This is a genomic window from Bradyrhizobium sp. 137, assembly GCF_023074095.1.
Classification (GTDB): domain Bacteria; phylum Pseudomonadota; class Alphaproteobacteria; order Rhizobiales; family Xanthobacteraceae; genus Bradyrhizobium.
Genome location: NZ_JADPKU010000120.1, coordinates 20,507 through 45,362, shown reverse-complemented (window position 1 = coordinate 45,362; position 24,856 = coordinate 20,507). Strand labels below are relative to the sequence as shown.

General features: G+C 64.5%; 19 protein-coding genes. 3 read left to right on the top strand and 16 right to left on the bottom strand.

Annotated features, from left to right (window positions below; all coding sequences use genetic code 11):
* Positions 1-14 precede the first annotated feature (14 nt).
* Entirely contained in the window at positions 15-1,172 is a 1,158-nt protein-coding gene (gene hpnH, locus IVA78_RS30450; protein ID WP_247278899.1) for an adenosyl-hopene transferase HpnH, read from the top strand.
* Positions 1,173-1,250: 78 nt separating this feature from the next.
* Here the strand turns inward: hpnH and IVA78_RS30445 are convergent, their stop codons facing one another.
* From IVA78_RS30445 to IVA78_RS30420, 6 genes are all read right to left on the bottom strand, one after another.
* Entirely contained in the window at positions 1,251-2,000 is a 750-nt protein-coding gene (locus IVA78_RS30445; RefSeq protein WP_247278900.1) for a phosphorylase, read from the bottom strand.
* A complete protein-coding gene (gene shc / locus IVA78_RS30440; RefSeq protein WP_247278901.1) occupies positions 1,997-3,964 on the bottom strand; it encodes a squalene--hopene cyclase in 1,968 nt (655 codons plus the stop codon). Before shc ends, IVA78_RS30445 begins: the two co-directional genes overlap by 4 nt.
* 51 nt (positions 3,965-4,015) lie before the next feature.
* A complete protein-coding gene (hpnE, locus tag IVA78_RS30435) occupies positions 4,016-5,272 on the bottom strand; it encodes a hydroxysqualene dehydroxylase HpnE (RefSeq protein WP_247278902.1) in 1,257 nt (418 codons plus the stop codon).
* The gene (gene hpnD / locus IVA78_RS30430) at positions 5,272-6,111 is read right to left on the bottom strand and encodes a presqualene diphosphate synthase HpnD (protein ID WP_247278903.1); all 840 of its coding nucleotides are present in this window, start codon (positions 6,109-6,111) and stop codon (positions 5,272-5,274) included. The genes hpnE and hpnD overlap by 1 nt, the downstream gene beginning before the upstream one ends.
* Positions 6,101-6,985 (bottom strand): squalene synthase HpnC, encoded by an 885-nt coding sequence (gene hpnC / locus IVA78_RS30425; RefSeq protein WP_247278904.1) that lies wholly within the window; start codon positions 6,983-6,985, stop codon positions 6,101-6,103. Before hpnC ends, hpnD begins: the two co-directional genes overlap by 11 nt.
* A 179-nt stretch (positions 6,986-7,164) precedes the next feature.
* A complete protein-coding gene (locus IVA78_RS30420; RefSeq protein ID WP_166817451.1) occupies positions 7,165-7,398 on the bottom strand; it encodes a hypothetical protein in 234 nt (77 codons plus the stop codon).
* Positions 7,399-7,846: 448 nt separating this feature from the next.
* Between IVA78_RS30420 and IVA78_RS30415 the strand changes: the two genes are divergently transcribed.
* On the top strand, positions 7,847-8,344 hold the full coding sequence (locus IVA78_RS30415) for a hypothetical protein (RefSeq protein ID WP_247278905.1): 498 nt from the start codon (positions 7,847-7,849) through the stop codon (positions 8,342-8,344).
* Between the two features lie 119 nt (positions 8,345-8,463).
* On the opposite strand, the gene IVA78_RS30410 is transcribed toward IVA78_RS30415, so the two are convergent.
* The 4 genes from IVA78_RS30410 to IVA78_RS30395 all read right to left on the bottom strand — a co-directional run bounded on the left by IVA78_RS30410 (position 8,464) and on the right by IVA78_RS30395 (position 14,942).
* Positions 8,464-10,827 carry an MMPL family transporter gene (locus tag IVA78_RS30410; protein ID WP_247278906.1) on the bottom strand — a complete coding sequence of 788 codons (2,364 nt, stop codon included), beginning with the start codon at positions 10,825-10,827 and terminating at the stop codon, positions 8,464-8,466.
* Positions 10,828-11,033: 206 nt separating this feature from the next.
* Positions 11,034-11,819, bottom strand: a complete 786-nt coding sequence (gene eutC / locus IVA78_RS30405; RefSeq protein WP_247278907.1) for an ethanolamine ammonia-lyase subunit EutC — start codon at positions 11,817-11,819, stop codon at positions 11,034-11,036.
* Between the two features lie 6 nt (positions 11,820-11,825).
* Positions 11,826-13,412, bottom strand: a complete 1,587-nt coding sequence (locus tag IVA78_RS30400; RefSeq protein WP_247278908.1) for a B12-binding domain-containing radical SAM protein — start codon at positions 13,410-13,412, stop codon at positions 11,826-11,828.
* A gap of 147 nt (positions 13,413-13,559) precedes the next feature.
* Positions 13,560-14,942, bottom strand: a complete 1,383-nt coding sequence (locus IVA78_RS30395; RefSeq protein WP_247278909.1) for an ethanolamine ammonia-lyase subunit EutB — start codon at positions 14,940-14,942, stop codon at positions 13,560-13,562.
* A 318-nt stretch (positions 14,943-15,260) separates the two neighbouring features.
* Between IVA78_RS30395 and IVA78_RS30390 the strand changes: the two genes are divergently transcribed.
* On the top strand, positions 15,261-17,000 hold the full coding sequence (locus IVA78_RS30390) for a methyl-accepting chemotaxis protein (RefSeq protein WP_247278910.1): 1,740 nt from the start codon (positions 15,261-15,263) through the stop codon (positions 16,998-17,000).
* Positions 17,001-17,258: 258 nt separating this feature from the next.
* Here IVA78_RS30390 and IVA78_RS30385 read toward each other — a convergent pair whose 3' ends face one another.
* From IVA78_RS30385 to IVA78_RS30360, 6 genes are all read right to left on the bottom strand, one after another.
* The gene (locus IVA78_RS30385) at positions 17,259-18,689 is read right to left on the bottom strand and encodes a hypothetical protein (protein WP_247278911.1); all 1,431 of its coding nucleotides are present in this window, start codon (positions 18,687-18,689) and stop codon (positions 17,259-17,261) included.
* Positions 18,690-19,000: 311 nt separating this feature from the next.
* The gene (locus IVA78_RS30380) at positions 19,001-20,218 is read right to left on the bottom strand and encodes an acyl-CoA dehydrogenase family protein (protein WP_247278912.1); all 1,218 of its coding nucleotides are present in this window, start codon (positions 20,216-20,218) and stop codon (positions 19,001-19,003) included.
* Positions 20,219-20,247: 29 nt separating this feature from the next.
* Positions 20,248-21,459, bottom strand: coding sequence for an ABC transporter substrate-binding protein (locus IVA78_RS30375; RefSeq protein ID WP_247278913.1), 1,212 nt, complete (start codon positions 21,457-21,459; stop codon positions 20,248-20,250).
* A gap of 169 nt (positions 21,460-21,628) precedes the next feature.
* On the bottom strand, positions 21,629-23,152 hold the full coding sequence (locus IVA78_RS30370) for an FAD-dependent oxidoreductase (protein WP_247278914.1): 1,524 nt from the start codon (positions 23,150-23,152) through the stop codon (positions 21,629-21,631).
* A gap of 27 nt (positions 23,153-23,179) precedes the next feature.
* Entirely contained in the window at positions 23,180-23,806 is a 627-nt protein-coding gene (gene folE / locus IVA78_RS30365) for a GTP cyclohydrolase I FolE (RefSeq protein WP_247278915.1), read from the bottom strand.
* Positions 23,807-23,943: 137 nt separating this feature from the next.
* Positions 23,944-24,834, bottom strand: coding sequence for an alpha/beta hydrolase (locus IVA78_RS30360; RefSeq protein WP_247278916.1), 891 nt, complete (start codon positions 24,832-24,834; stop codon positions 23,944-23,946).
* Positions 24,835-24,856: the final 22 nt, after the last annotated feature.

The window sequence follows — 24,856 nt, the reverse complement described above, 5'->3', positions numbered from 1 at the left end:
GAAAGAAACTTGTAATGGCCATCCCGTTCTTCAAGGAAATGCGTATCGGCGGCTATTTGCTCAAGCAGAAACTGCTTGGCCGCAAACGCTATCCGCTTGTGCTCATGCTGGAGCCGCTATTTCGCTGCAACCTCGCCTGCGTCGGCTGCGGCAAGATCGATTATCCCGACGCGATCCTCAACCGCCGCATGACGGCCCAGGAGTGCTGGGACGCCGCCGACGAATGCGGCGCGCCAATGGTCGCGATTCCCGGCGGCGAGCCGCTGATCCACAAGGAGATCGGCGAGATCGTGCGCGGCCTCGTCGCGCGCAAGAAGTTCGTCTCGCTCTGCACCAACGCGCTGCTGCTTGAGAAGAAGCTGGATCTGTTCGAGCCCTCCCCGTATTTGTTCTTCTCCGTGCATCTCGACGGCCTGCGCGATCACCACGACAAGGCGGTGTCGCAGAAGGGCGTGTTCGACCGCGCCGTCTCCGCAATCAAGGCGGCCAAGGCGCGCGGCTTCACCGTCAACGTCAACGCCACCATCTTCGACGGCCATCCGGCCGAGGAGATCGCGAAATTCCTCGACTTCACCGTCGAGCTCGGCGTCGGCGTCTCGATGTCCCCGGGCTACGCCTATGAGCGCGCGCCGGACCAGGAGCACTTCCTCAACCGCACCAAGACCAAGAAGCTGTTCCGCGACGTCTTCGCCATGGGCAAGGGCAAGAAGTGGAATTTCATGCATTCCGGCCTGTTCCTGGACTTCCTCGCCGGCAACCAGGAATACGAGTGCACGCCGTGGGGCATGCCCGCGCGCAACATCTTCGGCTGGCAGAAGCCCTGCTACCTGCTCGGCGAAGGCTATGCGAAGACCTTCAAGGAGCTGATGGAGACCACCGATTGGGACAGCTACGGCACCGGCAAATACGAGAAGTGCGCCGACTGTATGGCCCATTGCGGCTACGAGCCGACCGCGGCGACCGCAGCCCTCAACAATCCGCTGAAGGCGATGTGGGTGTCGCTGCGCGGCATCAGGACCACTGGCCCGATGGCGCCGGAGATCGACATGTCCAAGCAGCGCCCGGCTCAGTACATCTTCTCCGAGCAGGTCCAGAAGAAGCTCTCGGAGATTCGCCGCGACGAAGCTCTCGCAGCGCAGGAGAAGGCGACGAAGGCTTCGACGGCGGCTTGAGGCAGGCCAAGCAGTTAAGAGAAGGGCCCGGTCGCCAATGCGACCGGGCCTTTCTTTTCGTCAGCTCGAAGAAGCCGCTCAGGCCGCCTCTGAGACCAGGGTCTCGCTGCCGGCGACCTCGGTGCCGATCAGAAAGTCGCGGCAGCCGCGCAAGGATCGCAGCGCGCGGTTGAAGTCGAGGCCGGTCGAGACCAGCGCATGCAGCGTCGCCGGATTGCGCACGATGCCGCGCAGCACGGCCGGAAGGTCGATCTGGCCGTTCGGCTTAATGGCGGCGCGGGCGAGCGCCGGCAGCGCGCGATGGGCGGGGTCGCTGATGACGCGGACCGCGGCAAAGGGCAGCCCGGCCTCGGCGGCGTAGGCAGCCGCGATGTGGCTCTCCATGTCGACGGCCGCTGCTCCCGTCTCGGAATGCAGCGCCGCCTTGCAGGACCGCCCGGTGACCACTTCCTCGGCACCGGCGAGGCTACCGCGCACGACACGGCGGCGTCCCGAGGTCAGGCGATCGATGAGGTCGTCGCCGAGCGACAGGCCGGCGGCCCAGCGGGTGTCGCCGGACAGCACTTCGGTCGCCAGCACGACGTCACCGGAGCGCAAGGTCGGGTCGAGCCCGCCAGCCACACCAAACGAGATCACACCGCGAATCGTTTCGGGATCCACCACCGTCAGCAGGGCCCGCAACTGGGTCGGGCTGCTGGATGAACAGATGACCGCCATTCCGGGCCCGGCTGCAATGCGGGCCTCCTGAACCAAACCGGTCACGATCAGTATCGGCCGCGGGTCGATCGTATTACCCGCGGTAAGATAGTCCCCCGTCCCCAAAGTCACATTCCGACCCCTACCACCCTGCTGTTGGTGTTCCGCAAGTTCCGGTACCGCGCCAGTGCCCACAGCGGGAAGAACTTTGGGTAACCATGATATCGTAGATAGAACACGCGGGGGAAGCCTGTGGCGGTGTACCGCTGCTCGTCCCACAGTCCTTTTTTGTTTTGTGTTGCAATCAGGTACTCCACCCCGCGGGCGACGGCTGGGTGATCAACCTCGCCTGCCGCCATGAGGGCAAGCAAGGCCCATGCCGTTTGCGAGGCGGTCGAGGGCGCAGCCTCCCAGCCCTTGTAGTCCAGGCGATAGCTGACGGCATCCTCGCCCCAGCCGCCGTCCTCGTTCTGGATCGAGGCCAGCCAGGCCACGGCTTTGCGAATCGTGGGGTCCTTGTGGTCGACGCCGGCCATGTTGAGGGCACAGAGCACGGACCAGGTTCCGTAGATGAAGTTCATGCCCCAGCGGCCGTACCAGGACCCTTCCGGATGCTGGGTTTTCCGCAAGTAAGCGACCCCGTCGGCCACCTGCTTGCTGGTCTTCGCGGTCTCGCCGAGCTGGGCCAGCATCGAGATGCAGCGCGCGGTGACGTCCTCGGTTGGCGGGTCGAGCAGCGCGCCGTGGTCGGAGAACGGGATATTGTTCAGGTAATATTCGAGATTGTTGACGTCGAAGGCAGCCCAGCCGCCGTCGTCGCTTTGCATGCCCTCGATCCACTCCCGGCCGCGGGCGATCGCGGCGTCATAGCCGGTCGCGCCGTGCTCCCGGCGCATCCGGTCCATCGACATCACCACGACGGCGGTGTCGTCGAGATCGGGATAATGGGCATTGTTGTACTGGAAGGCCCAGCCGCCCGGACGCACGTTGGGCCGCTTCACCGCCCAATCGCCCTTCACTTCGAGCTCCTGCTTCGGGATCAACCAATCGAGGCCACGCTTGGCGGCCGGCACGGCTGGCGCGTTGCCAGCTTCCAGCAGCGCATGGGCCGTCAACGTCGTGTCCCACACCGGCGAGACGCAGGGCTGGCAATAGGCTTCGTCGTCTTTGATAACGAGCAGCTTGTCGATGCCCCGCCGCGTCGTCGCGCGTGGCGGATAATTCTCGTCCTTTCCGAGCGCGTCATACATCATGACGATATTAGCCATGGGCGGATAGATCGCGCCCATGCCATCCTCGCCGTTGAGCCGCTCCTCTGTGAAGGCGAGCGCCGCATCAATCGCGCGCTTGCGCAGGCTCTTGGGAAACATCGGCTCGATCACGCGCAGGATCGCATCGAGCGAGCGGAAGAGCAGGAACCAGGCCATGCTCTGGTGCGGCGCCTTCGCGGTCATGCCGATCGAACGCGGATCCTGCAGGAACAGCTCGTCGATGCCGACGCCCTTCGGATTCTTCGCACGCGGCTTCAGCGCGGCGATCACCATCAGCGGCACCATCGTTGTGCGCGCCCAATAGGAGATCTTGTTGAGGTGGAACGGCGACCAGAACGGCAGCAGCACGATCTCGATCGGCAGCACCGGCACCGCGCGCCAGGTCACGACGCCGAATGTCGCGAGCAGGAAGCGCGTGAAGACGTTGCTGTGAATCGCTCCGCCGCGGGCATGAATGGCCTCGCGCGCACGCACCATGTGCGGGGCATCGATGGAATCGCCGATCATCTTCAGCGCGAAATAGGCTTTCACGCTGGCGCTCATGTCGAACTCACCGTCATGCACCAGCGGCCAGCCGCCATGGGCACCCTGGACGCGACGCAGATAGTTGCCGATCTTGGCTTCGAGCAAAGTGTCGACGGGCTCGGCGAGATAATGGCGCAGCAGGATATACTCGGCCGGAATCGTGCAGTCGGCCTCGAGCTCGAACACCCAATGGCCGTCCGCTTGCTGGAAGCCGAGGACGCCTTGCGTCGCCGATGCAATGCTCGATTCCAAGATGCTTGGATCCAAGGCTTCGCGGCTGGTCGCGTTCACGGAATCCATGTCGCTCGATTGCTCCGATTGTCGATTGAAATTGACCGGGACATTTGCCCGTCAGGGCCGCTGTGCGGCGAGAATCAGATCGGCGGCGCGATCGCCCGACCGGACCGATCCCTCGATGGTTGCCGGCAATCCCGTAGCAGTCCAATCCCCAGCAAGGAACAGGTTTTTCAGCGCAGTGACCGGCGCCGGACGCAGGGCATTCTGCGCTGGCGTCGCGGCAAACGTGGCGCGGCGCTCACGCACGATCTGCCACGGAGGCAACTCACCGGACACGCCGCCGGCCTTGCAGACGTCGTTCCAGATCGCCTGCGCGAGTTCCTCGCGCGGCATGTCGACCAGGCGGTCGCCATTGCTGATGGTGACGGAAAGTCGGTTCGGGAACGCGAACAGCCACTCCACAACGCCGCCGATCACGCCGAGGATCGGCGCAGAGCCCGGCGGCGGTTCGAAGCGGAAATGCGCGTTCACGATGGCGCGGAATTCGGTGGGCGTCTTCAGGCCGGGCAGCAGGCTGGCGGCGGCGCGGGGTGGCACCGCCATTACGATGACGTCCCCCTCACTGAGCTCGATCACGTCCTCGCCGCCGAAATTCAGCGCGGCGACCTTGCCGTCATTGGTGTAAAACGAACGCAGCTCATGGCCGAGCTGAACCGTGTGGCCGCGCTCAGCCAAGAATTTCACAGCAGGCTCGATCAGGACGGCGCTGAGGCCGTCGCGCGCGATCAGGGGACGGCAGGCCTGCCCCCCCGCGAGCAGCGTCTCGCGCACGATCGCGCCGGCGAGCCCGGCCGAGCCCTCGGGCGGATCGACATTGAGCGCCGCCAGCAGCAACGGCTGCACCAGACGCTGATAGAGGATGCCCTCGCAAGGAATGGACTTGCCGACCAGTGTCTCCTCCGACGCCCAGATCAGCGGCGCCAGCTTGAGATAATCGCTCAGCCCGGTATCGGGCACCCGGCGGCTCTCGTCGAGGACCCAGGTCGGCAGCCGGCCATCGCCGAGATCGATCTGCCAGCGTTGCCCGGTCTTGATGTCGACGAAGGGAAACTGCGCGCGCTCGGGGCCGACAAGGCCGGCCTCGGTGCCGATCGCGCGCGCATAGGCACGCGCATGGCTGTTGCCCGACAGCAGCAGATGATTGCCATTATCGATGGTGAGATTGGTGGCGCCGTCGAAATAGGACCGGCAGCGGCCGCCGGCCTGGTGCGTTGCCTCGTGCACGGCGACCTTGAAGCCGGCATTGGCGAGCCGCACGGCGGCGGAGAGGCCGGAAATCCCGGCGCCGATGATATGAACTGTCTTTTGCATCAGATGAAAGCGTAACGGAGCAGGATCAGGATGCGTGTGATCTTCGACACACGCACCGGCGCGCGCGGCGCGTCGAAGCCGCGCGCCATCAGGAGGTCCAGAATGGAATGATAGTATTTCGACATGATCCGCGGCGCGCGCACCGCGCGGCGCTTGTTGCGGTTCATGATCTCGTCCGACTTCTCGAAATGCGATTTCGCGCGCTGCGCCAGCGGCAGACAGACTTTCGGCAGCGCGCGCTCGGCGATGACGCGGTTGGGATCGGTGGCGGTGATGCCGGCATGCAGCAGCGCCTCGCGCGGCAGATAGAGCCGGCCGAGGCCAGCGTCCTCATCGATGTCGCGCAGGATGTTGGTGAGCTGAAGCGCGCGGCCGAGATGATGGGCAAGCAGGATACCGTCTTCTTCAGGCAGGCCGAACACCCGCACCGACAGGCGCCCCACGGCGCTGGCGACACGATCGCAGTAGAGATCGAGGGTCGCCATATCGGGCGCGCGGATGTCCTGCGGCACGTCCATCTCCATGCCGTCGACGATGGCAAGGAAGTCCTCGCGCTTCAGCCCGAAGGTCTTCACCGAGGCGACGTAGTCCTTCAGGCGCGGCGGCGGATTGCCCTGATAGAGCGCATCGATGTCGTTGCGCCACTGCTGAAGCGCGGCAAGCCGCTCCGCGCGCGGGCCGTCAGAATCGGCGATGTCGTCGACCTGGCGGCAGAAGCTGTAGATCTGGAACATCGCTTCGCGCTGATCATGCGGCAGGATGCGCATCGCGGCGTAGAAAGAGCTGCCGGATGCGGTCGAACCATAATTGGCGCCGGGCGAGGTCGCCTCAAGCGTCATGTGCAGTCCCCGGTCTGGAAATGGCCCTGCGTCCGATCGCGCGACGGCCGACTTCGCCAATCATCCCGGCGAGACTGAAGGCGAGCAGCTCGAGCTTGTTCAGATGCACGCGCTGGCGCAGGGGATCGCGCACCTTGAGCAGGCGCACGATGCGGTCGGCATAGGCCTGGATCACCGAAATGTCGACGCCCAGGCGGAAGTCCCTCACCTGCGCGCTGAGCGACTTGCTCTCGTTCAGCAGCGCTTCGTTACGCACGGCGAGCGCCTGAAGGCAGGCCAGCATCGCCGGCGGCGACTGCGTCAGCCCGAGCTGCTCGACGGAGGCGCCGCTCGCGGCCAGCGCATCGCGCGGCAGATAGACGCGGTTGAGTTCGCGAAAATCCTTGCCGCAATCCTGGAGGTGGTTGTTGATCTGGAGCGCCGCGCAGAGCGCATCCGAGGCAGCCCAGGTCGAGGTGCTCTCACCATGAACGTCGAGCATGAAGCGGCCGACCGGCATCGCCGAATAGCGGCAATAGTGGATGACCTCGTCCCAATTCTCGTAGCGCAGCTTGGTGACGTCCATGCGGAAGGCGATGAGCACGTCGAGCGCATGGCGCGGCGCCATGCCGCGCTCGGCCAGTGCACGGCGCAGGGTGACCGATTCGGCCTGGGTGTCGCCCCTGCCGAGCAGTTCCGCCTCGAGCAGGTCGAGATAAGCGAGCTTTTCGTCGGGCGGCAGCGTCGAATGGTCGGCGATGTCGTCGGCGGTGCGGACGAAATTGTAATACGCCAGAATCAGCGCGCGATGACGCGGATGAATGATCCAGGACGCGACGGGAAAATTCTCGTCGCGGTCACTCTTGCCGGATCGCAATTCGCTCGCAGAGGTCATCGAGGGCTGGTTTACAATCGGTTGGACAGGAAGGGCTTTTTCGCTCGCGCGGGCTCATGCCGGCGGCCCCCATATAGGGGAATACGGCCGCAAAACCAATCCTGTCTCTCGATGGCTGCCCCTTGCGGATCGCGCCGACAAAGGCGGCCCAGGCCGCCCTTGTCGGCCAGCGGCCGAGCTTACTGGTTGTGGTTCTTCAGGACCTGGTCGCAGGCCTGCGAGATCTTGGCCCGGTTCTCCTTGAGGCAGGCCAGGACGGTGAAATCGCCCTGGTCGATGACCGGACGGCAGAACTTCTGCACGTCGCGTGTGCAGGCCTTCTGCTCAGCGTCCGTGCCACGCCCTTGCTGGGCGAACGCCGCCGTCGAAAGAGAGGCCGACAGCAGGGTGAGAGCGACGAGAAGCTTACGCATTGTATTCCTTCATTCTGACGGCAGAATCGCACCGATCACGGGCTGCACAGGGCGGATGTCCGGCGCGGATTCTTCTGATGGCAAGTTGCCGCGGGAGTAGCGGGCTCAGAGAAGGCACAAGCACTGGCAAATGCGGCCAAATTGGCGCCACTTCCACCAAATCAGGTCTTCCCTGCGCCTTCATTGGCAGATGTAAGAGGCTGATACTACGAGATAATTCTGGAACATCGCGTTTTGGCTGGGATCTGTTGCAGAGCTGCATCTCTCCGCCTCGCTGTTTCGGTCAGAAACACACCGAAACACGGGGAATCGCGTTATTGCGCGTGGCACGAAGCACCATCTTCGGTGGTCACGCGTTGAACCTAGCACAGGCTCGGAACACTAAACTTTCGATGTGGCGAGACGTCCTTGTCTTGAATGGACGTCGTTCCAAAACGGGATATTTGAGATGACATTCTTTGGGCGATCTGGACAGGCAATCAAGGCGGTCGGCATCGGGGCTGCGCTGCTCTTCTCAGTGTCGGCAAGCCATGCTCAATCGTCCGGCCCATTTGCCGGTTTTGACGGCGCGTGGACCGGCACCGGCACGGTGTCGCTGTCCGACGGCTCCACCGAACGCATCCGCTGCAAGGCCGATTACAAGGTCGCCGGCAGCGGCCTCAACCTCAAGCAGGCGCTGCACTGCGCGTCCGACAGCTACAAGTTCGACCTCACGAGCGACGTGACGAGCCAGGGCGACCGCATCTCCGGCAATTGGAGCGAAGCCAGCCGCAACATCTTCGGCAACCTCCAGGGCACCGCCGGCGGCGGCCAGATCGACGTGTTCGTCGAGGCCAACGGTTTTGCCGCCAATCTGTCACTGCGCACCAACGGCACCAAGCAGACGGTGCAGATCTCTTCCAAGGGCGAAATCCGCGGCGTCAACATCACGATGACGAAGGGCTGACGTCCTTTCCGCTCACGAGCAACAAAGCCCCCGGCTCTCGCGAGCCGGGGGCTTTTTGTTGACATGGACATGCGTATGGCTGCTTGACGTCGAATACGAGACGGCCCGGGCCCTCCCGCTCAAATCGCCGGCTTGTCGCCCTGCAGCTTCGCGTGCAGATTGATCAGCCACATCGCCGTCGGCCGCAGGATGAAGAGGTCGGCGACGAGCGCCATCACCATCGAGAAGGCGCTGAGCCAGCCGAACAGCCGCAGCGACGGCAGGTCGGAGAACACGGTCACGACGAGGCCGCAGGCCAGCACCACCGTGGTCAGGATCAGCGCCGGGCCGACCAAGACGGTGGCGCGCTCCACCGCGAGCGCCGAGCCGACGCCCGGCTTGCTCTCGAGCCTCAGGCGGTTGAGGAAGTGGATGGTGGCGCTGAGGCCGAGGCCGAACGAGACGGTGAGCGCGACGACGCTGGCGAATTGCAGGCCCTCGCCCATCGCCCACAGCACCGTACCCGACATCACCACCGGGAAGATGCCAGGCAGGATGCAGGCCAACATCACGACCCAGGAGCGGAAGGCGAGGCCGATGAAGATCGCGACCAGCGCGAATTCGACGGTGAGGCCGCGGTTCAGCTTCTCGATCATGCTGGCCGAGTTGCGCGCCGCAATCGCAGCGAGGCCCGTCACCGCAATCTCGTAGCCGGGATGCTTCTTGCGGACGGCGTCGAGTTCGGAATCGAGCTTGTCGACGATCGGCAGCAGCTGGCTGGAATCCTTGTCCGGCACACGGCCGGCGACCACGACCGCGTCCTGCTCGGCGTCGATGAAGCGCCGCACCAGGTGCTCGGGGATGACGTTGACATATTCCTGCAGCGTCGCGACGTCGGCGCTGCCGGCCTTTTCCGCCAGCCAGCGGCGCAGGGTCTCGAGCGACCAGACGTTGCCGACACCGGCCGCCTTCTCCACGATCGCATGCACGTCGCCGATGGTCTGGAGCGTCTCCGGCGAATAGAGCGATTCGCCCTTGGGGAACGCGATCAGAACGTTGACCGGATTGGCACCGGTCAGCTTGGCGTCGAGCCGGTCGCTGGCGGCGACCGCCTGGCGCTTGTCCGGCACCTGATCGGCGAGCCGGTAGCGCGGCTCCAGATTGGCATAGATGACGCCGAGGCCGCCGACGAACAGCACCGCGATCAGGCTGAACAGGCCGGGACGGCCGACCATGCGCACCGCGATCCAATAGCAGAAATTGCGCAGCGCCTGGACGCCGGCATCGGCACCCTGGAACTTGACCGCAAAAACCTTCTCGTTGCGCACGAACAGCACGCCGAACACCGGCACCAGCGACAGCACCGCGACCAGCGCGATGATGGTGGCAGCAAGGCCCGCTTCGCCAAACTTGCGGATCAGGTCGGAGTCGGAGAATTGGAGCGCGATGAAGGAAATGCCGGCGGTGCCGTGCGTCAGCACGCAGGCCGGTCCCACCACCAGCACGGCGTTCTTGAACGCGGTGAACTTGTCCTGGCCTGCGATCAGCCGGTCGCGCGCGGCGAAGGTGAGCTGCATCGAGTCCGAGAAGCTGATGACCATGATGAGCGGCGTCATCACGTTCAGGAACATGTTAAGGTTGAAATTAGCCCAGCCGAGCGCACCGAGCGCCAGCAGGATCGCGATCATCGGCGGGAATGCCGCCGCGACCATGAACGAGATCTTGCGGAAGAAGATGATGGCGATGATACAGCCGGCGAGGATGCCGAGGATGTTGTAGGTGAGCCCGTCGCGTTCGACCGCGTTGCGGATCTCGAGCTGCATCACCGGCACGCCGGAGAGCTGCACGTTGAGCCCGGTGTCGCTAAGGTCCTCCTTCATCAGCGCGCGGATGTCGCCGACGGTCTTGGTCAGCTTATTGGAGCCGACCACCTCCGGATCGAGCGACAACACGATCAGGGCCAGCGTGCCGTCCTCCGACAACAGCTTGCCGCGGATGATCTCGTTGTTCTTGACGGTCTCGATGAACTTGTCATAGGCCGCGCCCTCGGGCAGCTCGGGCGGGAACAGCGCCGCCGGCAGCTTGCCCGGCGCCGGCGCCTGGCGCGCAGAGAACAGCGAGACCAGCCCGCGCGTGCCTTCGACCAATTGCAGGTCCGTGATGAAGTCCCGCAGCTTCTCCAGGTTGTTCCTCGCCAGCAGATCCTTGCCCTCAACCACGACGAGAACGTCGAACTCCTCGGCCGGGAACTTCTTGGTCACCTCTTCGTATTGGTGGAATTCGCGGGTGTCGGAGCGGAAGAGCTGCGACAGCGAATCGTCGATCTTGATCCGGTGAATGCCGAACACGGCGCCGACGATCAGCGCGAGCAGGACGATACAGGAAACGATCGGGGTCCGGACGGCGATCAGCCCGAGCCGTTCCAGCCCGAAGGCGATCGAGGACGTAGGTCCCTGCTCGACCTTGTCGACATGAACCTCATTCTCGCTGTGCTTTTCGAGCATGCCTTATCCAGTTCCTAAATCGGTTCGGTCTTGAGAGCTTATTACGCCCCGCGAACGGCTTGAAAACGCCATACCAATGGGAGGCTTGCCCTTTGAAAATGCGCGGAAAATCGCCGCGAGGGGTTTAGCAGGTCAATCACCCTTCTCGCAAGCCGGCGAAATGTGGCCGAATCGATCAAGATGCGGCGATTTTGCCGGAATGCTAGTCATTCCAGCAAAGCCGTGCCAATTCGACGCGGCGCGCGGTCCGCGCTCTCGTCCTTCAGCGCCACGCCGGTGGTCTTCCGGGCGAGCCCCTCACGGACCAGCCAGGCGACCTTGAAAGCAGCGTCGTCATAGCTCAACCCAGCGCGGTGGATGTTCGACACGCAATTGCGCTCAGCGTCGGTGCGGCCGGGTTTGGGCGCGAAGGTCAGATAGGCGCCGAGGCTGTCGGGCGCCGACAGGCCCGGCCGCTCTCCGATCAGCATCGCGACCATGTGCGCGCCGAGAATCGCGCCGATCTCGTCGCCGAGCGCGACGCGCGCGCCCGAGGCGACAATGACATGGCCGATCGCGACACCATCGCCGGCCGCGAGCAGCGGCAGCAGGCGCCTCAGCAGCGCCACCGCATGGCCGTGGACCGCTGCCGCCGACAGGCCCTCGCCGATCACGACCGCGAGCTGGCACGGCGCCGAGGCCCTTTGCGCCAGAAGCTCGGCTGAGCCGGCATCAAGCTGCCGTCCAAGGTCCGGCCGCCGCAGATAGTCCCTGCGGTCGACCGCCCGGCTCCTCACCTCGGTCACGACCAGGCCTAGCGCGCGGAGATCGGTGACCAGACGCGGCACCTCGAAGACGGCATGCACAGCATCGCGGGCGCGGGCATGGTCGAGCGTGAAATCGAGCAGCGCGCGCGTCGGCACGCTCGCGCCGCTGCGGCCCAGCGCAACGCGTGCGGGCGTGAACGTCCGCAGATCGAGCGTGGGACGGCGCGGCGGAGGCGGATCAGACATGTCGCATCATTCGGCGGGAATGGCGGCCTCGCGCAGGCGAATGGAATAGTTCGAGGCGTTCTGCTTGCCGCTGGAGGCCGCGCGCGCAAAGGTGATGAGGTGGTGCGCGGTCAGGGTGCAGCCGATCAGGCCTTCGATGTCGCCGCGCTTGATGCGTCCGAGCGCGAATTTCCAGAACACGCGCCTGTAGTCGCCGAGCACGCCGACCTTCCAGAAGATGTTGCGCAGCATGACGAGGGCGCGTCTGATATTGGGCCAGGTCTTCATCTCGTCCGGCACCGGCATCTTGAGGCGGTGCACGTAGACGTGGTCGCATTGATACTGGTAACGGGCGTAGACCTTCTCGGGCGCGTAAGCGACCGCCATGGTGTGTTTCCAGGATGCGACGACCTCGTCATAGGGCAACAGGAAATCGACATTGGAATCGCGACGGTCGTCGTCGACCAGGCGTCCCTCACGCTCCAGCCGGTCCCACAGCGGTGTCTTCGGCAGCGCCTGGAGCAGGTTGATGGTGAGCAGCGGAATCCGGGACTCCTCGACGAAAGCGAGCAGCGCCTCCGACGTGTTCGGCTTGTCGGTGTCGAGTCCCATGATGATGCCGGACACGACCTCCATGCCGTAGGAATTGATGGTGCGCACGCCCTCCAGGATCGGGACCATCATGTTGTGATCCTTGTGCATCGCCTTCAGTGCATCGGGGTCGGGCGTCTCGATGCCGCAGAAGATGGTGATGAAATAGGCCTCGCGCATCTTCTCGAGGATCTCGGGTCGCTTGGCGATGTTGAGCGTCGCCTCGCAGGCGAGCCGCACCACGTAGCCGGTCCGCTTCTGCCATTGGATCAGATGCGGCAGCAGGTCCATCGCCGCCTTGCGATTGCCGATGAAATTGTCGTCGACGAAATAGACGGTGTCGGTCATGCCGCATTCGCGCAGACGGTCGAGCTCGGCGATGATCTGCTCCGGCGTCTTGATCCGGGGATTGCGCCCGTAGAGGCCGGGGATATCGCAGAACTCGCACTGATAGGGACAGCCGCTGGAATACTGAATGCTGCCGAGGAAGTATTTCTTGACGTCGGCCAGTTCGTAGGCCGGGATCGGAAACTCCGTCATCGGCACGCGGTCCTTGGTCGTGAGCACGACCTGCTGCGCGGGCCGCGAGGTGTCGCGCGACAGGATGTCGATCAGCCGGTTGGTCGCGTCGCCGAGTTCGCCCACATGCAGATAGTCGAACGACGGATAGTAATCCGGGCAGGCGCTGACCGAGGGACCGCCGAGCGCGACCGGCAGATCGAATTCATGGGCGCGGCGGCAGATGTCGTTCATCTGCTGGCGCTGGATGTGCATGCCGCTGACGAAGACCGCCTCGGCCCATTCGAACTCCTCCTTCGACGTGCGGCGAAGGTTCTCGTCGACGAATTTGACCTGCCACTCTTTCGGAAGATAGGCGGAAATCAGCAGCAGCCCCTGCGGCGGCATGAAGGCGCGGACGCCGTCGGTCAGAGGATAGGAATGCTCGAACGTGCCGAACGACGAGGTGTAGCGCGGAAACACACAGAGAATCCGCCGGGACGTTCCGTTACTTTCAGCTCGCATCAAAGCTCCCCCGCCACGCTCGACCGAATGGTGCGGAAATTGCCAGCCAGTCACCTAGCGTAATGCTGTCGCCGGAATTTCTCAATATTGTGGCCGGCATTCAATTCGCGAGGGGCACCAATAGTTTCCCGGGCGTTTTCCGTGATCTTACGCGATCAGCCGCGAGGCAAAATCGGGCAGCAGGCCTGCATCTCCGGCAAGGCGGAAGTCGGCGCCGGCAATGCCTGATAACACCAGCCAGTCATCGAATTCCGGCGCGCGGCGCAGGGAAAAGACGTCACGGACATAAAGCGCGTCGTGAAAAGAGGTCGACTGGTAGTTCAGCATGACGTCGTCGGCACCGGGCACGCCCATGATGAAGGTGACGCCGGCGGCGGCGAGCAGCGTCAGCAGATTGTCCATGTCGTCCTGGTCCGCCTCGGCGTGGTTGGTGTAGCAGATGTCGACCCCAAGCGGCAGGCCGAGCAGCTTGCCGCAGAAATGATCCTCTAGCCCGGCCCGGATGATTTCCTTGCCGTCATAGAGATATTCCGGTCCGATGAAGCCGACCACGCTGTTGACCAGAAGCGGCGCAAAGGCGCGGGCGACCGCATAGGCGCGCGCCTCGCAGGTCTGCTGGTCGACGCCGTGATGGGCGCCCGCCGACAACGCCGAGCCCTGGCCAGTCTCGAAATACATCACGTTCTGCCCGACGGTGCCGCGCCGCTGAGACAACCCGGCCTCGTGGGCTTCCCTCAGAAGCGCGAGGTCGACGCCAAAGCTGCGGTTGGCGGCTTCGGTGCCGGCGACCGACTGGAAGACGAGATCGACCGGCACGCCCTGCCCGATCAGCGACAGCGTCGTCGTGACATGGGTGAGCACGCAGCCCTGGGTCGGGATCTTCAGCCGCGCGATGATCTCGTCGAGCAGCCGCAGCAATTGGGCGACGACGGCCGGATCGTCACTCGCCGGGTTGATGCCGATGCAGGCATCGCCGGCCCCGAGCAGGATGCCGTCGAGGATCGAGGCGGTGATGCCCCTGGCATCGTCGAACGGATGGTTCGGCTGCAGCCGCGTGCTCATCCGCCCCTTCAGGCCGATGGTGTTGCGGAAGGCGGTGGTGACCTCACACTTCCGCGCCGCCAGGATCAGATCCTGGTTGCGCATCAGTTTCGAGACCGCGGCCGCCATTTCCGGCGTGAGGCCGGGCGCGAGCATTTTCAATGCCTCGGGCGTGGCGGCGTCCGATAGCAGCCAGTCGCGGAAAGCGCCGACCGTCAGCGAGGCCACCGGCGCAAAGGCCTTTGCGTCGTGGCTGTCGACGACGAGTCGGGTGACCTCGTCGGCCTCATAGGGGATGACGGCTTCCTGGAGGAACTGTCCGAGGGGGAGATCGGCGAGCGCCATCCGCGCCGCGATCGTCTGCTCGGCGCTGGCGGCGGCGATCCCGGCCAGCCGGTCGCCGGAGCGCGGCGGCGTCGCCTTGGCGAGAAGGTCGCGCAGGTCCGGGAACGTGTAGGTCGTCGCGTCGATGGTGTGGCGGTAGACCAAGGGCCTCTCCAGGGTCGTCGGCCAGTGGCCGAGTCCAAATTCAATCTCGAAGGCGATCCCGACGGTAGGAATACGCTTTCGGCGGCCGGCGTGCACGCCGATGTTTGGAGCGTCCCGCCGGATTCCCGGGGGCGACCTGCCCGAGATCGACTGAGCTTTCCCAACCAGCTGAAACATTTCGTGTTTCCGCCCGGCCGGCGCGCTCTTCCGGGCCTGCGGCGTTAACGCCGCATCCATCTTCGTTCTGCATAGTTTTGCATCAAATTCAAACGACCGCGCCACCGGCCGCTCCAGGCCATCACGGGCCTCTTGAACACCATGCCATCAGACCGATCTGGGAATGCCGCTGGCCTCGCCGGCCGTTTCACGCTTGCCACCAAGCTCTACGCGATTTTCGCGCTGTTTGCGCTGCTCACGGCAGCGATCGCGATGCTGTCCGACTACAACAGCCGCCGCAGCGCCGACCTGACCAGCGCGATCGAGACGGCGAACGCGGCCGCGCTGAACGTCGAGCGGGTCAACTCGCTGGTCTATGCGGTCGTGATGGAATCGCGCGGCGTCTACATGTCGACCGAGCCCGCCGTGGTGAAGAAATACGGCGAGGGCCTGCTCAAGTTCAACGCGCAGATCCTCGACGTCGTGAAGCGCTGGGAGACTATCGTCAAGGCCGACGACGCCGAGCAGTTTTCCACCTTCAAGAAGCGCATCGAACAGTTCGTCGAGTTCCGCAAGGAGCTGGTGCGCCGCGGCATTGAGATCAATGCGGCCGCGGGCCGCGAATGGGGCGACAACGACGCCAATCGCAGCGTGCGCTCGGCGCTGAACAAGGACCTCGAAGCGCTCTCCAAGGTGTATGCCGAACGCGGCAGGCAAATCGTCCAGCAGACCGAGACCAATCGCACGCTGTCTTTCGTCCTGACCTGCCTCGGCGGCATCGCGCTGGCCCTGGTCGTGATCGGTATCGTCATCATCGCCCGCTCGATCGCACGGCCTCTCTCGGCCATCACGGCGACCATCAAGCAGGTCGCCGACGGGACCGAGAACGTCGTGGTGCCCTATAGCAACCGAGCCGACGAGATCGGCGCGCTGGCACGCGCGATCGAGGTCTTCCAGGAGGCAATGGACCGCAACCGCAATCTCGCCTCGCAGGTCTCGCACGACTCCGCCGCGCGCGAGGAGCGCGCCCGCCATATCGAAAAATCCGTCGAGGCGTTTCGCGAGGCGATTGGCGCCATCATGCGCGGCCTCAGCGACAACGCCTCCACCATGCGCGAGACGGCGCAGACCATCACGCGCGTCACTGCGGATGCGAATAGTCGCGCCGGCACGGCGGCGAACGCCACCGAGCAGGCCTCGCAGAACGTCACGGCGGTGGCGAGCGCCGCCGAGGAACTGTCGGCCTCGGTGGAAGAGATCGGTCGCCAGGTGCGGCAATCCGCCGGCGCGGTCGAGCAGACCGGCCAGCGCACCGAGAAGTCGATCTCCGAGATCGAGAGCCTTGCCGCGGCCACCCAACGTATCGACGGCGTTCTCAACCTGATCCAGGCGATCGCCGAGCAGACCAACCTGCTCGCGCTCAACGCCACCATCGAGGCGGCCCGCGCCGGCGATGCCGGCCGCGGCTTTGCCGTCGTCGCCCATGAGGTGAAGGCGCTCGCGGGCCAGACCGCCAAGGCCACCGCCGAGATCGGCGAGAACGTCTCGATGATCCAGGCCTCCACGCGCAATGCGGTCGAGGCCGTCCGCGAGATCGGCGGCGCGGTGCGCGAGATCAACGAGGTCACCTCGGCGATCGCCGGCGCCATCGACCAGCAGGACGCCGCCACGCGCGAGATTTCCTCCAACGCGCAATCGGCCGCGCAGGGCAACGAGACCCTGGTCGCCAACATCACCTCGCTGCGCGACGCGATCGGCGAGACCGACACGGCGGCGGCATCCGTGCTGACGGCGGCGAGCAGCCTGACGGAGACGGCGGACACGCTGTCGCGCGAGGTGGAGAAATTCTTCCAGAACCTGCGTTCGGGCGCGGCGGACGGCCGCACCGCCAAGGCGGGGTGAGCGAACGGCAAGGCCCATCCTCGAAAAAAGTCGAAAAACAACCCCATGCACAGTAGGCGGGGGCAGCTATATCAATGACTTGACGGTCGGCGCCAACGACTGCGGATTTCACGAAGCCGTTTGACACGTCGGGCAAAACAGGGGCATGATGTCACCATCGCAATGGCGCGCCCTCCAGCGTTCTCCCTGCAGCCCCGGCTGCGCCGCAAGCCTTTATCTGCCGTTCGGTCGGTGCACATCGAACGAGAGAGCGGCTTATCATTCCAGGCTTGATCGATCGACGAAGATGCGAACGCGGCCGACGTCCTCGATTTCGCGATAGCGACTTAGCTCCAGCTTGAGTTCAGCGTCTGAATTGGCCCAGGCCAACCAATCGAACTCGAACGTGCTCAGCAGATAAGTATCCACGAGAATGACATTTGGCCGACCGTTTCGCAGGTCCGCCAGCAAATGCCGTCGTTCGAAATTGATGATGCTGTCCAATCGTGCCCGCTCCTCCGGAGTCGGTTGCGAGCTGTTCTCGCGCAGTATTGCGCCGGCCGCCAAAAGCTGCGCACACGAGCTGCCCACCCAAGTGCCGCCGATCTGACGGACGAGGGGGTGCCCCAGTCCGATGTGGTCGGTGATCGTAATCAGCCGCGGCTGCTTCACGAGGGCCTGGACACGCTCCTTCAGCGGCGGAAACCCTGGGGCCGGTGAGGACAAATACAGCCCGATGGCCACAACGGTTGCGAGGCCACCGATCACAATCGGCGCTCGCACTGCCCTCGCGCAGGCCTGTAGCAGCGGCGCCGCAATCGCAAACAGACAAAGCGCGAAAGCCGTATATGGCCAGCCCTTGCCCTGAAGAAGGAAACCCGCGGCTCCGCCGACCGCGGCGGCCAGCCAAGGGATCGCCTCGCTCTGCATTTTGAGAGTTTGGCGGCCAAGCAGGCGCAGGAAGCCGATGGAAGCGCCTATCACCGCGATTGGAATGGGGAGCAGGCGACCAAATTCCCTTCTGATCGGCAGATACGCCTCGGCGACCATCGGGGCATAGGTGGAGAGATAGGCGGGGAAGACGGCTATCACCACCGCCGCGTAGCCGATGACGACAGCAGCAGCCGTGCACGCTTCCGAGGTGAACAAGGACCTGAAAGAACGCTGGCGGAGCGCGCCCAGGATGATCGGGAGGCCTGCCACCAGAGCAAAGAATGGCTTGATACTCATGGCGAGCCCCGCCCCCGCTCCGGCGACGATCGCCACCCATCCAGAATCGAGCCCGCGCCAGCGCAGTGCGGCGACGGCGACAAACGGGATCAACGCGATCACCGCGATGTGTTCACGTTGTCCAAAGATGGCACCCGGAAGAATTGCGAGCAGAAGCGCAAACGACCAGGTTGAAATACTTCTCTCCCGGGCTCCCAGCCTTGCGGCTGCGGCCGCTCGGTCCATCAACAGAAGCGCGCCGGCGATCTCGGCAATCACCAAGACGATCACGACGAATTCGGGTGCAACACCGGTCACGCGCGCGAGCATCACCGTCGGCATGTACATGTAGACCGACAGAGGCGGGTTGGACTCAAAGAGGTCGATGCCGAGCTTCCGGCCATCCAGGATCTTTTCGTTTGCAGTCAGAAGCCAGCCCAGATCCGCGTGGAGGACGAGGGGGATTTGAATGACCAGGGCCGCCAGGAGGATCGCAGCCACGACAATCCAACGTCGTCTTGCGCTGAATTGGTCATCTAACAGACCCACGGCGTACCTTCTCCTGCAGAGCAGCCCGTGGCAGCCTAGGCGGACATCCGCATCGATCGGGCACCCGCGTGTTTAGCCCACACGCCCTAAAAGAGGGTAACAGTGAAGGCACTTCGCCCTGCCGCAGAGATCTCGCTTCCGGTGGCCATCACGGTCTTTTTCGGGCGAGAGCTATCAAGCCCTGGAGACGTGGGCCCGGTGCGCCTGCATTCGACATGGGCAGCCTGGCTATCCGACTGACCGAGAGCAGGAGCGCAATAGCCCTAGCCCGCCGTCACCCCGCCACGCCTGATCAGCTCCTTCCCCACCGCCGCAAGATGCACCTGGTCCGGCCCGTCGCCGATGCGGATGAAGCGGGCGTAGACGTAAGCACGCGCAAGGAACGTGTCCTGCGAGACGCCGGCAGCCCCGTGGATCTGGATGGCGCGATCGATGACGCGGGCGGCCATGCTGGGCACCACGATCTTGGCGGCGGCGATCAGGTCGCGCGCGGCCTTGTTGCCGTCGCGGTCCATCTTATCGGCGGCTTGCAGCGTGAGCAGCCGCGCCTGCGCAATCTCGCAGAAGGAGTGCGCGATGTCCTCGCGCACCGAGCCCTGCTCCGCCAGCGGCTTGCCGAAGGCAAGACGGGAAGTCGCTCGCCGGCACATCAGTTCCAGCGCGCGCTGAGCACAGCCGATCAGCCGCATGCAATGGTGGATGCGGCCGGGCCCGAGCCGCCCCTGCGCGATCTCGAAACCGCGGCCCTCGCCGAGCAGGATGTTCTCAGCGGGCACACGGACGTTGTCGTAGACGATCTCGGGATGGCCGACCGGCGCGTCGTCATAGCCGTAGGTCAGCATATCGCGGACGATGCGCACGCCAGGCGTCGCCTTGGGCACCAGGATCATGGATTGCTGGCGGTGGCGGTCGGGATGATCGGGCGCGGTCTTGCCCATCACGATCAGGATCTCGCAATCCTCGTTCATGGCGCCTGACGTGAACCATTTGCGGCCATTGATGACGTAATCGTCGCCGTCGCGGCGGATCTCGCACTGGATATTGGTGGCATCGCTGGAGGCGACCTGCGGCTCCGTCATCGAGAAGCCGGAGCGGATGCGCCCTTCCAGCAGCGGCTTCAGCCAGCGCTCCTGCTGCGCGGGCGTGCCGTAGTTCGCCAGCACCTCCATGTTGCCGACATCAGGGGCCGAGCAGTTGAAGACCTCGGGCGCCCAGAGGATGCGGCCCATGATCTCCTTCACGGGCGCGTAGTCGAGGTTGCTGAGGCCCGGTCCGTGCTCGCCGGAGAGAAACAGGTTCCAGAGCCCGTGCTCCCGCGCCAGCTTCTTCAGGTCCTGAAGCACCTGCGGCGTCTTGTAGCGCGCGGCCTCCGGCTTGACCTGCTCGTAATAGAGCTCCTCGACGGGCTCGACATGCGTCCGCATGAATTGGCGGACGCGGTCCTGGAGCTCGAGCGAACGGGCGGAGTGTTGAAAATCCATCGTATCCTCCCGTTCGCTCGGCCGGCGCGTCAGGTACCGCGCAGCAGCTCGCTCGCCACGACCCAGTCGTTGCCGTCGAACTGGAGCATGTAGCCGTCTTTGATCGGGCGGAAATCCTGCGGGGTGGTGTTGAGGGTGATGCCGGGCATCAGCAGCGACAGCGGCACGTTCTTCAGGTTCGACGCCTGCGCCATGATGTTCTCGCGCGTCAGATTGTCCTTGCACTGCTTGAGCAGGACCACCAGCGCCTCGGCCACGGTGTAGCCGTAGAGGCCGGCGACGTTGTTGATGTCTGCATTGGGCAGGCGCTTCTTCATGAAATCGATATAGGCCGTCATCGCCGGATCGTTCTTGGGCTCGGCGACGAACGGCTTGAGCGCGCCGAGCGACAGCACGCCCTTGCCGGCATCGAGGCCGGCCGGCACCATCACGGTCGCCTTGTTGGCGCAGCCGGAGGCGAGGAAGCGCGTCGGCTGCCAGCCGACCTCATGCGCCTTGCGGATCGCCTGCGCGCAGGCGCGCGGCGTCACCGAATAGATCATGAAGACGTCGGCCTTGGTATTGGCGAGCGTCAGCACCTGGGAATCGACTGTGGGGTCGGCAACCTCGAAGCTCGAGGCCATCGCGATCGCCTTGTCGGCGTCGGCACCGAGCGCTTCCTTGACGCCGCGCAGATATTCCTTCCCAGCGTCGTCGTTCTGATAGAGCACCGCAAAGCGCGCATTCGGATTCTTGGCACGGGCATAGGCGACGTCGATCGCCGCTTCGCTGGTGTAGTTCGGCGCCCATGGCAGCGCCATTGACCAGGGCATGTTGGCGGGATCGTTCCATTTCGAGGCCGAACTGATCAGGAACAGCTGCGGCACCTTGTTGCTGTTCAGGTACTTTGCGATCGCCGAGCTCGGCGCGGTGCCCATGGTGGCGAAGATGAAGGCGACGCCATCGCCTTCGACCAGCCGCCGCGCCGCTTCCATGGTCTTGGGCGGGGAGAAGGCGTCGTCCAGGGAAATCAGATTGAGCTTGCGGCCATTGACCCCGCCCTTCTCGTTGACCTCATCGAAATAGGCCGCGATCACCCTGCCGGTGATGCTGAGCGGCGAGGCCGGGCCGCTATAGGGCATGGTATTGCCGATCTTGATCTCGGTGTCGGTGACGCCCGGACCGTAGGATTTTTGCGCGGCGACGGGCGTGAACAGACAGGCGGAAGCCAGCGCTGCGGCCAGGACCAAGGCGGATTTCATGGTTTCTCCCCGGTGATCATCTCCGCGCGAAGCGAACGCGCTGCGTGCTGTTTTTTGTCAGCACATCAGATCAGCGGAGTTGCGCCAGACGGTCTTGCGTCGAGTTGCTGATGGAGCGCCTCCAGCGCCTGTAACGTGAGGAGTTGAGGGTCAAACCCGATGCTTGGCTTCAGGTGCGCGACCGCTCCATCCCGAGCTCGGCCTTGAGATTGTCGAGATCACGGTAAATCGAAGCAACCGCGAGCACGCGGGCGCCCTTGCGGTACTTCAGCAGGCAGTCCTTGCCCGGGATGCTGCCGTCGATCACTATATCGTCAAAGCTCTCGGCGTGGCCGACATAGTTGATCGGCACATCGTAATGCTGGGACCAGAAGAACGGCACCGCGTCGAAGCGCTCGCGCTTGCCGAGCATGTTGCGCGCTGCGGTCTGGCCCTGGCGCTCGGCAACGACCCAATGCTCGACGCGGATGTTCTGGCCTGAGTGCGGATCGGGCCAGCGCGCGATGTCGCCGACGGCGAAGATGCCGGATGCGCTGGTCTCCAGATATTCGTTCACGCTCACGCCGCGATCGGCGGCAAGACCCGCCTGCTCGGCGAGCGCGAGACGCGGCTTGACGCCGATGCCGACCACGACGAGATCGGCCTCGATGACGCCGCCGCTCTTCAGCGTGGCGCGTGCGCCCTCGAGCTTCTCCACGGTGTCCTCGAGGTGGAAGATCACACCGTTTTCTTCGTGCAGTGCGCGAACGAAGTCGCCCATCTCCGAGCCGAGCACGCGCTGCATCGGCCGTTGCTCGGGCGCGACCACATGCACCTCGATCTTCCGCGCCCGCAAGGAAGCTGCGACTTCGAGGCCGATAAAACTGGCGCCGATCACCAGGGCGCGCTTGGCGGTCCCTGCGGCCGTGATGATGGCGCGGCTATCGGCAACCGAGCGCAAGGTGTGGACGCGCGGCTGGTCCGCGCCCGGGATCTGCAACTTGACCGGCTCGGCCCCGGTCGCCAGCAGCAGCTTGTCGAACGGCAGTCTGTCGCCATTGCCCAGCGTGACGTTGCGCGCCTGCGGATCAATGGCGGAGACGTTCGTGTTGAGCCTGAGATCGATGCCCGCGTCGTGATAATAATCCTCGGCCCGCAGCGGCAGCCAATCCTCTGGCGCGTTGCCGGCGAGGTAATCCTTTGAGAGGTTGGGCCGGTCGACCGGCATCGCGCCGTCATTGCTGAGCATGGTGATGGCACCGGCAAAGCCCTCGCGCCGGAGCGTGTCGGCCGCGGCGAAGCCAGCCGCGCCGCCGCCGATGATCACGAATTTCTCCGGCGTCGACGCGCTGCGATGCGCTGCCGACGGCTTCGGTGCGTCGCGCTTGCGCTGGACGACGATGTTGTCCCGATCGCGCGTGACCTCCCACACCGCCAGCGCGTTCAGCGCCGGCGGGCGGGTGGCTTCGCCTGTGCGCAGGGAGAAGCAGGCGTGATGCCAGGGACAGCGGATGGTGTCGCCGACCACCAGACCATCGGCGAGCGGGCCGTGGTAGTGGCTGCAGGCCGGCTCGATCGCAAAAATCTCGCTGCCGGCCTGCACCAGCAGGACGTCTTCCTCGCCGACGTGGCCGAGCAATTTGCCGTCCTCGAACGCGGTCAGTGATACGCCCCTGGCCAGATCGGGTCCGCTCGGCTTGTTGTCCTCGGTCATGGCGTCATCTCCTTGAGCAAGCGCGGATCAATCGTCCGAATTGGCCAGCCCCAACAGCTCCTGACGTGTCAGCGCATTGTCGCGGAACACGCCCAGCATGCGGCTGGTGACGAGATCGGTCCCGGGCTTGTGCGCACCGCGCGTGGTCATGCAGTGATGCGTCGCCTTGATGATGACGCCGACGCCTTCGGGCTTCAGCACGTCGTTGATGGTATTGGCGATCTGCGCGGTCATCTTCTCCTGGATCTGGAGGCGTTTCGCATAGATGTCCACCACGCGCGCCAGCTTTGAGATGCCGACCACGCGCCCTTGCGGAATATAGGCAACCCAGGCGCGGCCGACGATCGGCGCCATGTGGTGCTCGCAATGGCTTTCGAAGCGGACGCCGCGCAGGACGATCATCTCGTCATAGCCCTCGATTTCCTCGAAGGTCTTTTGCAGGATTTCGGTTGGATCCAGCGCATAGCCGGAAAAATATTCTTCGAAGGCACGCGCAACCCGATCCGGTGTATCGCGCAGGCCGTCGCGCGCGGGATCATCGCCCGCCCAGCGGATCATGGTCCGGACCGCTTGCTCGACCTCCGCCCGATCAGGCCGTTCGGTTGGCCTCTGCGCAACCGCGACACGTTCCAGCTTGCGCACTTGTGACTTCATCTAGATCCTCCCCTTGCGACGAGCCGCAACACAGAGGCGGCCCCACAGCTTGGACGGCTGCAATCGGAAAAGGTTCCCAGAATCAGGAAAAATCGGAAGCATGACAGACAAGCCAGCCGCGAGACTAGAAACGGGCTCTATGCGGCCGCTTTCCGGACGTCGAGCACGGCCCTCGCCCATTCGACCGGCCGCTCCTGCGGCAAATTATGACCCGCATTCGTGAAGACGCGCCGCTCGAACAACCCCTCGAACTTGCGCGCGTGATGGGCGGTGCCAGGATTGACGCCGTCGCTGTCGCCGTCGATTGCGATGGTCGGGACGCGGATCGGCGGCTGCGCGGCGAGCTTGGCCTCGATCGCGGCATAGGCGGGGTCGCCGTCAACAAGCGCATAGCGGTGGCGGTAGGAATGGATCACGACATCGACAAAATCAGGATTGTCGAAGGATAGCGCGCTTTTCTCGAACGTCGCCTCGTCGAACGTCCATTTCGGCGACCACATCGACCAGAGCTGACGCGCAAAGCCGCGCCGGTTGCGCTCCAGCGCGCGGCGGCCGCGCTCGTTGTGGAAGAGATATTGATACCAGAGCGCGGCCTCTTCGGCCGGCGAGGCCGGCTCCATCGCGCGGGCGATGTTCTGGATGTTGTAGGAATTGCCGGAGACGAGGGCGATCACGCGCTCCGGATAGAGCGCCGAAACCACGCAGGCGGCGCGTCCGCCCCAGTCATAGCCGCCGACGACCGCGCGCTTGATGCCGAGGGCGTCCATGAAGGCCAGGAGATCCACGCCAAGCGCCGCCTGTTCGCCGGAGCGCAGCGTCCCGGCAGCACGAAACCGCGTCGGCCCGTAGCCGCGCAGCCAGGGCACCAGCACCCGCGCGCCGGCCCGTGCAATGATCGGTGCGGCCTCGGCGTAGGCGTTCACATCGTAGGGAAAGCCGTGGCCCATGATGCAGGGCCAGCCGTCGATCGGGCCATAGTCGAGATAGGCGATCTCGAGGATGTCGGTGGCGATCGTTTTGTGTTGCATGATTTTTTCGCCAAGCTGTTCG

Bases quoted from the DNA above. Each gene is read 5' to 3' on its own strand.
- hpnH (WP_247278899.1), top strand. From the start codon at position 15: ATGGCCATCCCGTTCTTCAAGGAAATGCGTATCGGCGGCTATTTGCTC.
- shc (WP_247278901.1), bottom strand. From the start codon at position 3,964: ATGGATTCCGTGAACGCGACCAGCCGCGAAGCCTTGGATCCAAGCATC.
- hpnE (WP_247278902.1), bottom strand. From the start codon at position 5,272: ATGCAAAAGACAGTTCATATCATCGGCGCCGGGATTTCCGGCCTCTCC.
- hpnD (WP_247278903.1), bottom strand. From the start codon at position 6,111: ATGACGCTTGAGGCGACCTCGCCCGGCGCCAATTATGGTTCGACCGCA.
- hpnC (WP_247278904.1), bottom strand. From the start codon at position 6,985: ATGACCTCTGCGAGCGAATTGCGATCCGGCAAGAGTGACCGCGACGAG.
- IVA78_RS30420 (WP_166817451.1), bottom strand. From the start codon at position 7,398: ATGCGTAAGCTTCTCGTCGCTCTCACCCTGCTGTCGGCCTCTCTTTCG.
- IVA78_RS30415 (WP_247278905.1), top strand. From the start codon at position 7,847: ATGACATTCTTTGGGCGATCTGGACAGGCAATCAAGGCGGTCGGCATC.
- IVA78_RS30410 (WP_247278906.1), bottom strand. From the start codon at position 10,827: ATGCTCGAAAAGCACAGCGAGAATGAGGTTCATGTCGACAAGGTCGAG.
- eutC (WP_247278907.1), bottom strand. From the start codon at position 11,819: ATGTCTGATCCGCCTCCGCCGCGCCGTCCCACGCTCGATCTGCGGACG.
- IVA78_RS30400 (WP_247278908.1), bottom strand. From the start codon at position 13,412: ATGCGAGCTGAAAGTAACGGAACGTCCCGGCGGATTCTCTGTGTGTTT.
- IVA78_RS30390 (WP_247278910.1), top strand. From the start codon at position 15,261: ATGCCATCAGACCGATCTGGGAATGCCGCTGGCCTCGCCGGCCGTTTC.
- IVA78_RS30380 (WP_247278912.1), bottom strand. From the start codon at position 20,218: ATGGATTTTCAACACTCCGCCCGTTCGCTCGAGCTCCAGGACCGCGTC.
- IVA78_RS30375 (WP_247278913.1), bottom strand. From the start codon at position 21,459: ATGAAATCCGCCTTGGTCCTGGCCGCAGCGCTGGCTTCCGCCTGTCTG.
- IVA78_RS30370 (WP_247278914.1), bottom strand. From the start codon at position 23,152: ATGACCGAGGACAACAAGCCGAGCGGACCCGATCTGGCCAGGGGCGTA.
- folE (WP_247278915.1), bottom strand. From the start codon at position 23,806: ATGAAGTCACAAGTGCGCAAGCTGGAACGTGTCGCGGTTGCGCAGAGG.
- IVA78_RS30360 (WP_247278916.1), bottom strand. From the start codon at position 24,834: ATGCAACACAAAACGATCGCCACCGACATCCTCGAGATCGCCTATCTC.